Origin of the sequence: Streptomyces sp. ICC4, assembly GCF_003287915.1 — a bacterium.
Taxonomy (GTDB): domain Bacteria; phylum Actinomycetota; class Actinomycetes; order Streptomycetales; family Streptomycetaceae; genus Streptomyces; species Streptomyces tritrimontium.
The window spans coordinates 5,042,831-5,054,504 of the sequence record NZ_CP030286.1; the positions used below are offsets into that span (position 1 = coordinate 5,042,831).

An 11,674-nucleotide genomic window follows, 5' to 3' on the forward strand; every position below is an offset into this window, starting at 1 on the left:
CCCCTGTCCGGGGCGCCGCTCTACGGCCGCAGATTCTCACAGCCACCGGTAGGGACGGTACGTCAGACCACCACGGTGGCACGGAAGACGGTGCCGGTACCGGACAGTTCGGCCTTCTCGCCGGCCGGGACGAACACCGACTCTCCGGGGGCCAGGGCCAGTTCGCCGGACTTCGGGGAGGACGCCCGCGGGGAGCCGGCCGTGCACAGCAGGATCTGCGGGGTGGTGTCCGGCAGGACCCGGGGGGTGGCGCCGGGGGCCAGGACGAAGCGGGAGAGCCGGAATTCGTCGATGGGGGTCTCGTAGACCTCCTCGCCGTTGCCCTCGGGGCGCAGGACGCCCGGGTCGGCCGGCTCGAAGAGGGTGACCTTCAACAGCTCCGGGACATCCACGTGCTTGGGGGTGAGCCCGCAGCGCAGGACGTTGTCGGAGTTGGCCATGAGCTCGACGCCGAGCCCGTCGATGTAGGCGTGCGGGATGCCCGCTCCCAGGAACATGGCCTCGCCGGGCTGGAGCCGCACGTGGTTGAGGAGCATGGCGGCGATGACGCCCGGGTCGCCCGGGTAGTGGTGGACGAGCCCGGCGTACGGGGCGTACGGGCCCCCGAGCCGCTGGGCGGCCGCCGCGGCCTCGGTGACCGTACGGGCCATCTCGGCGCGGTCGGCGGTCAGGACGGCGGTGAGCACCTCGCGCAGGGCCTCCTCCTCGGGGTGGGCCCGCAGGAGGTCCGCGTAGGGCTTGAGGGAGTCGACGCCGAGGCCTTCGAGGAGTTCGGCGGCCTCCAGCGGCGGACGGAATCCGCACAGGCCGTCGAAGGGGGTCAGGGCGCAGACCAGTTCGGGCTTGTGGTTGGCGTCCTTGTAGTTGCGCTGCGGTGCGTCGATCGGGACGCCGCGCCGCTCCTCGTCCTCGAACCCGGCTTTGGCCTGGGTGAGGTCGGGGTGGACCTGGAGGGAGAGCGGGGCGCCGGCGGCGAGGACCTTGAAGAGGAAGGGGAGCCTGGGGCCGAACTTGGCGACGACGGCGAGGCCGAGTTCGGCCTCGGGATCGGCGTCGATGACGTCCGACAGGGCGGTCTCGCCGGCCCCGCGATCGAGCCGGGAGGGGGCGCCGGGGTGGGCGCCCATCCACATCTCGGCCTGGGGCTCACCGGTGGGGGCGACTCCGAGGAGCTCGGGGATCGCGGTGGTGGATCCCCAGGCGTAGGGGCGGATCGTGTTAGAGAGGCGGTCCATCGGTGGTCTTCCTGGGTGAGAGAGATGCGGGTATGCGTCTCAGCTGTGTCCCCCGGAGGCCAGCGCCAGGTAGGCGGTGGCGAAATCCGTGACGGCGAGGAGTTCGGCGAGCTGTTCCAGCTCGGTTCCCTCCTCAGGTTCGAGTTCGCTGATGGCCGTGTCGTGGCTGTGGGCGAGCTCGCGTGCGGCAGGGGCGGCTGTCAGTCCGCCTGCGGGCCGGTCGCGCAGCAGTACGACGCGTGCGCGGAGGGCCTGCGGTTCTTCCACTCGGTCGCGGAAGAAGTCGTCGGGGTCGGCGCCGGCGGCGAAGGCGCCGGCGAGCAGGACTCCGTGGGCCGGGAGTGCCTCGGGGAGGTCGGCGGCCAGTGCGGGCCGGCCGGCGAGCTCAGCGAGGGTGGCGGCGAAGCGGCGGCCGGCGGGTCCGGCGGCGGCTCCCTCGCTCCAGATGAGCGGGAGGGAGTCGGCGAGCTCGGAGGCGAGGGTCTTGGCCGGGTTGGAGTAGGTGGCGATGGCGGGGCCGCAGCGCGCGGCGGTGCGGTCGAGCCGGTCGGCGACGAGCTGGAGGGTGTCGGGGGCGGCGGTGATCAGGCCGACCTTGTCGAGGAGCACCAGCAGCGGGGTGAGCAGGGCCCACAGGGCGCCGGGTCCGGCCGCGGCGGATTCGTCGTACTCCTGGTACGGGGCCTTGGCCATCGGTACGAGGAGCCCGTGCGCGCCTTCGATCGCCTCGCTCAGCGGTGAGCGTTCGGGGGCGACGGCGACGACGGTGGAGCCGCGCCGGTAGGCCTGCTCGGCGAGCAGGGCGAGGCCGGGCTCGGTGCCGTCGGTGGTGGCGATGAGCAGCAGGTCGACGGGGCCGGCCCAGCCGGGCAGGGTCCAGCGCAGCGCGCCGGAGGCGTGTGCGACGCCGGTGGGGTGCAGCCGGATGACGGGCGCGGAGGCTCCGGCGAGCGCTCCGAGCAGGTCGGCGACTCCGGTGGCGGCGGTGCCGGGCCCGGCGATGAGGACGGCGCGGGGGCGGCCGTCGGGGCGCAGGTCCCCGAGGCCCGCCTCGAGCGCGTGCCGGGCCGCGGTGCGCACCCGGGCCCCGGCCTCGGCGGCGCCGCGGAGCAGGCCGCGCCGGTCGGCGCGGGCCAGATCGTCAGGTGCGTCGAGGAGCGACTCGTCGAGCATGGCGGCCTCCGGCTATGTCTGTGACGTGTCCAGTGGTGTCGGAACCTGTGTCGGTACCAGTCTCAGCCTTTGCGCGGGGTGGCGGTGGCAGCTCAGGCGGGACGGCGCGCCTCGTCGACGAGGAGCACCGGGATGCCGTCGCGGACCGGGTAGGCGAGACCGCAGTCCTTGCCTCCGGTGCAGATCAGCTCGGGGGTCTGCTCGTCGGCCGACTTGTCCTCGAGGGGCGAGTGGCAGGCGGGGCAGGCGAGGATCTCCAGAAGGCCGGCTTCGAGCGGCATGGGGGGCTTCCCTTCGAACATGCGGATTGGGCCAGGTCAGCGTACCGCCGGGCCGCGCTGTACGCGGCCCGGCGGATCATCTTGGGCCCGGGATCTCGGACGGTGCGGGTCTGGTCACAGCACTAGGCGCGGACGAGCGCGAGGACCTCGTCGCGGACCTTTTCGAGGGTCGCGGTGTCGCGGGCCTCGACGTTGAGGCGCAGGAGCGGCTCGGTGTTGGAGGCGCGCAGGTTGAACCACCAGTCGGCGGCCGTGGCGGTCAGGCCGTCGAGCTCGTCGAGGGTGACGCCGGGGGCGGAGCCGTATGCGGCCTTGACGGCGGCCAGGCGGCCGGCCTGGTCGGCGACCGTGGAGTTGATCTCGCCCGAGCCCGCGTAGCGGTCGTAGGAGGAGACCAGCTCGGAGAGGGGGCCGTCCTGGCCGCCGAGGGCCGCGAGGACGTGGAGCGCGGCGAGCATGCCGGTGTCCGCGTTCCAGAAGTCCTTGAAGTAGTAGTGCGCCGAGTGCTCGCCGCCGAAGATGGCGCCGGACTTGGCCATCTCCTCCTTGATGAAGGAGTGACCGACGCGGGTGCGGACGGGGGTGCCGCCGTTCTCGCGGACGACCTCGGGTACGGACCAGGAGGTGATCAGGTTGTGGATCACGGTGCCGGTGCCGCCGTTGCGGGCCAGCTCGCGGGCGGCGACGAGGGCGGTGATGGCGGACGGGGAGACGCCCTCGCCGCGCTCGTCCACGATGAAGCAGCGGTCGGCGTCGCCGTCGAAGGCGATGCCGAGGTCGGCGCCCTCGGCCTTCACGCGGGCCTGGAGGTCGACGATGTTCTTCGGGTCGAGGGGGTTGGCCTCGTGGTTGGGGAAGGTCCCGTCCAGTTCGAAGTACATGGAGACGAGGTCGAGCGGGAGGCCCTCGAAGACGGTGGGGACGGTGTGGCCGCCCATGCCGTTGCCCGCGTCGACGACGACCTTGAGGGGGCGGATGGCGGCGAGGTCCACCAGGCCCTTGAGGTGGGCGGCGTAGCCGGGGAGGCTGTCCTGCTCGGTGACGGTGCCCGGGACGGTGCCGGCGGGGATCTCGGGGGCGCCCTCGTCGCTCCAGCGCTCGACGAGCTCGCGGACGGCGGAGAGGCCGGTGTCCTGGCCCACGGGGGCGGCGCCGGCCCGGCAGAGCTTGATGCCGTTGTACCGGGCCGGGTTGTGCGAGGCCGTGAACATGGCGCCGGGCAGGTCCAGCTTGCCGGAGGCGTAGTAGAGCTGGTCGGTGGAGCACAGCCCGATCAGGGTGACGTCGACGCCGCGGGCGGCCGCGCCGCGGGCGAAGGCGGTGGACAGGCCGGGCGAGGAGGGGCGCATGTCGTGACCGATGACGATCGCGGTCGCTCCGGTCACCTCGACGAACGCGGCACCGAACAGTTCGGCCAGCGGCTCGTCCCACTCGTCCGGTACGACACCTCGTACGTCGTAAGCCTTGACGATGTTCGAAAGATCGGTGGCCACTGCCTGCCCTCCTGAAGGTGATGTGCGGTGGGGCAAACCTACCGTGGGCGCCGAGTCTCTTTTCGGACGATCTGAGTGTCAGGAGTCCGGCGAGCGCAGGACGCGCAGGTGTCCGCGGCGTGTCTCTCCGCCGGTGTGACCGCCCTGACCTGCGCCGCCTCCCGCGCCGGCCGCGCGTTCCGGGGGCCTGGCGGCCTCCCGTACGGCGTTGGCGAGGGCTTCGAGGTCGTCGCCGGTGGGCCGGGAGGGTGCGGACCCGTCGGTGAGGCGTACGACGTCCCAGCCGCGCGGGGCGGTCAGGCGCTCCGAGTGCTCGGCGCACAGGTCGTAGCAGTGGGGTTCGGCGTAGGTGGCGAGCGGGCCGAGAACTGCGGTCGAATCGGCGTAGACGTACGTCAGTGTCGCGACGGCAGGGCGGCCGCACGCGGTGCGCGAACAGCGACGTACAAGGCTCACGACGTTGGACGCTACCGCACTCTTGACCGGGCCGCGACGACTCCCCCGCCGGGCACTCTCCCGTGTCGGCCGATCGCCCCCGCCCGGTGGGGGACGTGCGGGCTACGCTGCGGGGGTGACGGACAGCACCCTGCCTCCCCCTTCCCTGCCTTCCCCTTCGCTGCCCGGCGGCTCCGGGGGCGGTGAACCGCGGGCGCGCCGGCGCGACCGCCACGGACGGGGGATGCGCGGGCCCGTGGCCCCGCCGCAGGTGCCGCTGTCCGCGAGCCGGTCGGAGCTCTTCGGCGACCTCGTACGGGACTCCGTGGAGCGCCTGGAGCGGCGCTGGCCGCAGCTGGCGGAGGTGGAGTTCCTGGTCGGCGACGTGCCCGGTCCGCCGGGCGGGGCGGACGCGGGGTGGAACGACGAGGCGGTGCCGCTGGGCGCGCTGGTCGAGGCGGCGGGCGGGCGGGCGGCCCGGATCGTGGTGTTCCGCCGGCCGGTGGAGATCCGGACGAAGTCGCGGGACGAGAAGGCGCTGCTCGTCCACGAGATCGTGGTGGAGCAGGTGGCGGAGCTGCTGGGGCTGTCACCCGAGACGGTGGATCCGCGGTACGGACAGGACTAGGCCGGACCGGCCGCTCTCTCGGATCCCGCCGGTTCAGTCCGTCAGGACCGAGAGGTCCTGGGTGGCACGGGGGACCGAGACCGTCGAGCGGTCGTCCGAGAGGGTCTGGACCGTGAACATCGGGATGCCGTCGCGCGGCAGGGTCAGGGTGCGGGCCGCGTGGACCGGGCCGCCGGAGAGGGTCTCCACCGTCAGGGCGTAGGCGCCCTTGCCGCCCGCCGGGGCGAGGGTGATGTTCTGCGTGGTGCCCGCCTTGACCGTGACCTCCTGGGAGGCCGGCTCGCCGCCCTCCGTGCCCGGTGAGGCCGTCACCTTGACCTTGGCGTCGGCTCCGGACGCGGCCGTCAGCGAGAGCACCGTCGCGTTCTCGTCGGCGCGGTTGTCGGGGACGGTCGCCCGGGTGCCCACCGGGGCGGCCGCCTGGACGAAGCCGATGTCCTGCTTGGCTCCGCTGCCGCGGACGATCCGTACCGCCGCGACCACCGGCACGGCCTGCTTGCCGTCGGCCGGGGACAGCACGAGCGAGCCCGCCTCGCCCCGGGTGACGTCCTTGAGGTCGGCGCTGGCGGTCATGCCCGCCTTGACGTGCAGCTGCTCGTTGCCCGCCGGGCTGATCGAGCCGCCCGGCCCGGCCAGCCTGACCTTCAGGTCCGCGTCCTCCTCGCCGGGCGCGAAGGCGACCAGCCGTACGGAGGTGGCGTCCGCCGGGATGCCGGGCAGGACGAGCGTGCCCGACGGGTCGACGGAGGCGGGCAGCCAGTCGGCGCCGACGCCCTCCTCGCCCGCCTGGGCGGTGGCTCCGACCCGGCCCGCGCGGGTCGTCACGTGGGCCGTGACGTCCGCGATCTGGGCGCCGGGGGCCAGGGAGGACAGGGCGATCGCCTTGCTGGACTTGGGGTCGATCCGGATGTTCTCGCTGGTGCCCGCTTCGGTCTTGACCGCGCCGTCGGGGCCGAACAGCTTGATGTCGACCACGGCGGCCGTGTCGTCGGGGTTGGTGACGTGGACGTAGTCCTCGCGCCCCTTGGCGGTGCTCACGCCGGGGAACCAGAAGTCGGTGCCGGGCGCGGTGCAGCCGACGCCGAGCACGCCGCGGGTGCGGCCGACGGAGACGACCGTGGTCTGCTGCGCGCTCCAGCCGGGAGCGAGGAATCCGTCGGCGGTGCCGGTGAGCGCGGGGGCTTCGGCGCCCGAGGCCTTGGCGCCCAGCGGCTTCCCGGGCTCCTTGAGCTCCAGTACGGGCTTGGCGTCCTTGGTCGCGCCGAGCAGCCGGGCGGAGCCCTTGCCGCCGGCGGCGGCCGCGCCCGGGGTGAACGCCGTGTACACGGTCTCGGCGATGTCGGAGGTGCTGGGCGCGGGGCACACCAGCAGGGACCGCTCGACCGGCATCCGGGCCGCTTCCCCGCCGGCCGGGGCGGCCGCGGCCGCCCGGCCCGCGGCGGGCGCGGTGAGCGCGGCGAGGCCGGTGACGGCGGCCAGCGCCGCCGTGACGGCGGCGAGCGTCAGGGGTACGCGCTGCTTCACTGCTGGGGGCTCCCGTCCGGACGCGGGGCGTGCTGCCCGTCCTGCTGTCCGTCGTGCTGTCCGTAGGGGTCGTATGGCTCGTAGGACTCGTACGGCTCGTGCGACGGATGCGGCTGCGGCTGCGCCTCGTACGGCGGGTACGGGTAGGGGTACTGCTGCTGCTCCTGGTACGGCTGCCGGTCGTACTGCTGCGGCTGCTCGTACGGGTAGCCGGGCTGCTGGGGCTGCTGGGGCTGGGCTTCCTGCTGCCCGTAGGCGTAGCCGCCCTGGTCCCCGTAGGCCTGCTGGTAGGCGTAGGCGTCCTCGCCGTAGGCGTCCTGCCCGTACGGCTGCTGCGCCGGGATCTGGGCGTACGGGTCGGCGGCGACGGCCGCCTCGGCGGGGGCCGCGGCCTCCGCCTCGGCCTGGTCGCGCAGCCGGCGGGCGCGGCGGCCCTCCCCGGCCTCCTCGGCGGGCGCGGCCTCCTCCTCGGGGAGGTCGTCGTCGAGGCTGGTGCGGCGGCCCGGCAGGGCCATCACGAGCAGGACCAGCGCGAGCAGGCCCTGCGCCCAGTGCCAGGCGGTCCGGGTGAGGGCGTCCTGGTGGACGAGGTCGAGGCGGCCGCCGTCGGCGGGGAGCTCGAAGCCCTGGGCCCAGCCGTCCAGCGTCTTGGCCTTGAGGGGCTTGCCGTCGAGGGTGGCCTGCCAGCCGGGGGAGGTCTGGTCCGCGATGCGCAGCACGCGGCCCGCTTCGCCCGCCGGGATCTTGGTGTGGGCCTCGACGGGGCCGGAGGCGACGGGGATGGGGGCCTCGCCGGGCTTGGCGGGGACGATGACGGCGCGGGCGACCTGCCGGTCGACGCGCCACAGGGCGCTGCCTTCGAGCTTGCTGAGGCGGCTGAGGCCCGGGGTGGCGTCGAGGACGCGGCCGATCTCCGCGGGGGCCCCGTCGCGGACCAGGACGTAGCGGATGGCGAAGCCGCCGAGCTGGTCGGTCTGGTCGGCGCCGGAGCCGGCGACGAGGCTGGAGACGACCTTGTCGAGGCGGGTGTCGCTGCCGGCCTGGGCGGCGAGTTCGGCGTCGCCCAGGCGGCCGCCGGAGCCGCGTACGAGGCTGTACGAGAGGGCGGCCGGTGTGGTGGCGCCGATGACGAGGGTGCGGGCCTGGTCGCGGGTGCCGCTCTCCTCGGCGACGAAGGCGGGGACCTGGACGGGGTCGCGGCGCTCCAGCGGGCCGGCGGCTCCGGTGAGCATCCAGGCGACGGCGCCGATGACCGGGCCGATGGCCGCGGCGAGCGCGATCAGGGCGGCGAGCGGCTGGCGCCAGCCGAAGCTGCGGGCGGCGACGCGTTCCTTGGCCCCGTCGGCGCCGATGGCGGCGGCGGCCAGCAGGGCGATTCCGTAGACGAGGGTGGCGGGGCCGGCCCAGGCGGTGCGGTTGACGAGGACGGCGAGGACGAGCGCGGCGAGCGCGGCGGCCCAGGCGGTGCGGACGGCGAACGTCCGGTCGGTGCGCAGCAGCGCGGCCAGGGCGGCGAGGACGATGCCGATGAGGATCAGGCCGCCCGCGGTCCGGGGTCCGCCGGGGCTGATGCCGAGCAGGTCCAGGGCGGTGGCCGAGCCGGCTCCGTAGTCCAGTCCGGCCTCGCGCAGGAAGCGGCCGGGGTGCGTGAGCAGTCCGAGCGACCAGGGGGCGAGGACGAGGAGGGGGACGGCGAGCGTCGCGAGGAGCCGGGGGCCGTACGTCTTCCAGTGCGCGCGGCGCCAGGCGAGCGCGGCGGCTCCGAGGACGGCGGCGAGCGGCCAGACGACGGGGGTGAAGGCGGTGGCCAGGGTGAGCAGGAGGGTGTGGGTCCAGGTGGCGCGCCAGCTGCCCTCGGTGCCTGCCGGGCTGCCCTGGCCGCTCTGGCCGCCGAAGCCGAAGGCGGCGACCGCGGAGCGGGCGATGAGCGGGAGCAGGACCGCGAGGACGGCGGTGCCGAGGCGGCCGCCGGCGAGGGCTCCGGTGACGGCGGGGAGGAAGGCGTAGGCGACGGCGGCCCAGGCGCGCAGCAGCCGGGACCTGACCAGCGGCCGGGAGGCGAAGTAGGCGGTGAGTCCGGCGAGCGGGACCGAGCAGACGAGCAGCAGGGTCAGGGCGGCGTTGGTGGAGCCGAGGAGCAGGGTGGAGAGGGCTCCGAGGACGGCGAGGTAGGGCGGTGCGCCGGCGGTGGAGCCGGTGCCGACGGGCTGCCAGTCGCCGGTGTAGGAGCGCCAGAGGTCGAGTCCGCCGTCGGGGGCGGGCAGCAGGGCGCCGCCCATGAGGGAGCCGCCGCCGAGCAGGGAGCGGCAGGCGATGACGGAGACGAGCAGGAGGAGGGCGAACAGGACGGGCGCGGGCTTGCGGGCGATCCGCTTGATCCGCGCGAACTGCTCGACGTGCAGGTATTCGGCGTCGTCTCCGCCGGGGCCCGATTCGACGGCTCCGCCGTGCCGGCCCGCGTTGGCGTTCTCGGTGTCGCCCGCGGAGCCGAAGTAGCCGGCGAGGTGTTCGGCGTTGGCGCGCAGGGTGGCGCCGGACGGCGGGAAGAGCGGGCGCAGCTCCTTGGCGGGGACGGCCGGGCGGCGCCGCGCCTTGCGGGCGGCGAGGAGGCGGCCGGGGCGGAGCAGGGTGGCGAGGAGGCCGGTGACCTCGTCGACGGCTTGTCCGGGGGCCTTGCCGACGAGGTAGGCGAGGGCGCGCAGGACGGTGCCGACGAGGACGCGCAGCAGGACGTAGGGCAGGGCGCGGCCGGAGCTGTTGGCCAGCATCGTGTAGACGGCCGCGGCCTTGTCGACGCGGTGCGGGCTGGCGCTCGTCCGGCCGGCGCAGTCGACGGTGCGGCGTTCGCGGGCGGAGGCCTCGGCGTGCCGCAGGACGGCGTCGGGGGCGATGAGGACGGCGTGGCCGGCGCTCTGGGCGCGCCAGCACAGGTCGACGTCGTCGCGCATGAGGGGAAGGCGCCGGTCGAAGCCGCCGAGGGCGTCGTAGACGTCGCGGCGGATCAGCATGCCGGCGGTGGAGACGGACAGGACGGGCTGGACCTGGTCGTGCTGGCCCTGGTCCTGTTCGCGGCGGTCGAGGCCGGTCCAGCGGCGGCCGCTGCGGGCGATGGTGACGCCGACCTCGAGGAGCTGCTTCTTGTCGTACCAGCCGCGCAGCTTGGGGCCGATGACGGCGGCGTCGGGGTTCTCGTCGGCGACGCGCAGCAGTTCGGCGAGGGCGTCGGGCTCGGGGGCGCAGTCGTCGTGGAGCAGCCAGAGCCACTGGACGGGTTCGCCGTGGGGCAGGTCGGGGAGGTCGTACGTGTCGTCGCGCCAGGTGCGGCTGACGGGGTCCCAGCCGGAGGGGCGCTTGAGGTACGGGAGTTCTTCGGGGGTCAGGGTGCCGGCGGTGCGGGCGGCCTCCTCGACGGCGGCGCCGAAGCCGGTGCGGCGGGCCAGGTGCAGGACCCGGTCTTCGCCCAGGGCTTCGCCGAGCAGGCGCGCGGAGTCGTCGGCGCTGCCGGTGTCGGCGGCGATGTGGCTCTGGGCGGGGCGTTCCTGGCCGAGGAGACCGGCGAGGGTCCGGGGCAGCCAGCGGGAGCCGTCATGGGCGACGAGGACCGCGGTGACGACGTGCCGGGGGAACTCTGGTGCGGCGGCAGCCTGGTGGGAGGCGCTCGACTGGCTGTGCAGGGACATCGCGGTACGGGCCCTCCGGCCGGGGGTCCGGGGGTGGTGTGCCCTCGGAGGCTGCTGGACAGCGCCCCACACTAACGGCTGGGAACACAGCGGTCCGCCTCCTGCGGGGAAGGTGCGGGAGGCGGACCGTTTGCTCTGCTCGTCGTGCTGTTCGTTGTACTGCGATTTGTACCGCTGTGTGCACTGCGGGGTGCACGGGCGGGTATGCCGTCGGCTATGCCGCTCGATATGTCGTGGGTCGTGCCGCGGGCGCCGGTCGGTGCGCGCCGGAGGCGCTTCAGACGGCGGCCTTCTTCAGGCGTCGGCGCTCGCGTTCGGACAGGCCGCCCCAGATGCCGAATCGCTCGTCGTTGGCGAGGGCGTACTCAAGGCATTCGGAGCGGACTTCGCAGGCGAGGCAGACCTTCTTGGCCTCGCGGGTCGAGCCGCCCTTCTCGGGAAAGAAGGATTCGGGGTCGGTCTGGGCGCAGAGAGCTCGCTCCTGCCATCCGAGCTCTTCGTCCGCCTCCTCGACCAGCAGTTCCTGAACCAGCTCGGTCATGTGCGCCCCTCGCTCTGTCTGTGCGTCCCCGTGGTGATGCCGTTACTCATCGCTACGTAACGACACGAGTGAAATTACAAGTGCGGGGCTCCGGCGCAGTCAAGCCGAGATCTGCTATTGGGCCCCTTATTCACTCTGCGGAACCAAGCCTATGCAGAAAGTGTTCATATCGCCAAAAATCGTGACACATGCCACAGGTACCTCACAGGACACTCCCTCCCCCGTAGTCGACGCGTCACTCTGTGGTGGGGTTCCGATCCGGCCGGAGAAGCGGCGCAGATCACATTTCGGCCACAGGGTGACATCGGGCGGCTTGCCGGGTTTGAGAGCGGCCACGAGGAGTGCGGCGCGACTTGCAGCGCCACATCCCCTGGTACCGACTGCACAAACCTTTCTCCGGGCACGGTAACCGGATGAGGTGAAACTTTTCCACCAAAACGGACATTGGGTTGACAGTCCGGCCCCCCAACCGGTCTCCTAGTTGCCATGTCAGCGCCCGCAGCCGCCACCTGGACCCCCATTCGTGGGTTCCTGCGCGCTGCCCAGGTTCGCTGTTGCTGTTGCAGCTGTTGATGCCCCCGGAGCTTCGGCTCCGCTGAGCTCCAGCCCCCACAGCGACCGCCTGCACGACTGACATCCGTCGAGGAACCCCCCGATGAACAGCACCAGCACCCTGAACACCAC

The 11,674-nt window shown here is 73.7% G+C and carries 9 protein-coding genes; 1 reads left to right on the forward strand and 8 read right to left on the reverse strand.

Annotated features, from left to right (window positions below; all coding sequences use genetic code 11):
• Positions 1-62: 62 nt before the first annotated feature.
• The 5 genes from manA to DRB89_RS23535 all read right to left on the reverse strand — a co-directional run bounded on the left by manA (position 63) and on the right by DRB89_RS23535 (position 4,638).
• Entirely contained in the window at positions 63-1,235 is a 1,173-nt protein-coding gene (gene manA, locus DRB89_RS23515) for a mannose-6-phosphate isomerase, class I (protein WP_112450245.1), read from the reverse strand.
• Positions 1,236-1,274: 39 nt separating this feature from the next.
• Positions 1,275-2,408, reverse strand: a complete 1,134-nt coding sequence (locus tag DRB89_RS23520; RefSeq protein WP_112450244.1) for an SIS domain-containing protein — start codon at positions 2,406-2,408, stop codon at positions 1,275-1,277.
• A 92-nt stretch (positions 2,409-2,500) separates the two neighbouring features.
• Positions 2,501-2,689: a Trm112 family protein gene (locus DRB89_RS23525; protein ID WP_112450243.1), complete on the reverse strand. Its 189-nt coding sequence runs from the start codon at positions 2,687-2,689 to the stop codon at positions 2,501-2,503.
• A gap of 122 nt (positions 2,690-2,811) precedes the next feature.
• A complete protein-coding gene (locus DRB89_RS23530) occupies positions 2,812-4,182 on the reverse strand; it encodes a phosphomannomutase/phosphoglucomutase (RefSeq protein ID WP_112450242.1) in 1,371 nt (456 codons plus the stop codon).
• Positions 4,183-4,260: 78 nt separating this feature from the next.
• On the reverse strand, positions 4,261-4,638 hold the full coding sequence (locus DRB89_RS23535; protein WP_112450241.1) for a DUF3499 domain-containing protein: 378 nt from the start codon (positions 4,636-4,638) through the stop codon (positions 4,261-4,263).
• Between the two features lie 223 nt (positions 4,639-4,861).
• On the opposite strand from DRB89_RS23535, the gene DRB89_RS23540 reads away from it, so the two are divergent.
• Positions 4,862-5,245 (forward strand): metallopeptidase family protein, encoded by a 384-nt coding sequence (locus DRB89_RS23540; RefSeq protein WP_112463405.1) that lies wholly within the window; start codon positions 4,862-4,864, stop codon positions 5,243-5,245.
• Between the two features lie 33 nt (positions 5,246-5,278).
• Here DRB89_RS23540 and DRB89_RS23545 read toward each other — a convergent pair whose 3' ends face one another.
• The 3 genes from DRB89_RS23545 to DRB89_RS23555 form a co-directional block, all read right to left on the reverse strand.
• Complete coding sequence (locus tag DRB89_RS23545; protein ID WP_112450239.1) at positions 5,279-6,769, reverse strand: DUF5719 family protein; 1,491 nt, start codon at positions 6,767-6,769, stop codon at positions 5,279-5,281.
• Positions 6,766-10,449 carry a glycosyltransferase family 2 protein gene (locus DRB89_RS23550; protein WP_112450238.1) on the reverse strand — a complete coding sequence of 1,228 codons (3,684 nt, stop codon included), beginning with the start codon at positions 10,447-10,449 and terminating at the stop codon, positions 6,766-6,768. Before DRB89_RS23550 ends, DRB89_RS23545 begins: the two co-directional genes overlap by 4 nt.
• 277 nt (positions 10,450-10,726) lie before the next feature.
• A complete protein-coding gene (locus DRB89_RS23555) occupies positions 10,727-10,990 on the reverse strand; it encodes a WhiB family transcriptional regulator (RefSeq protein WP_112450237.1) in 264 nt (87 codons plus the stop codon).
• Positions 10,991-11,674 lie beyond the last annotated feature (684 nt).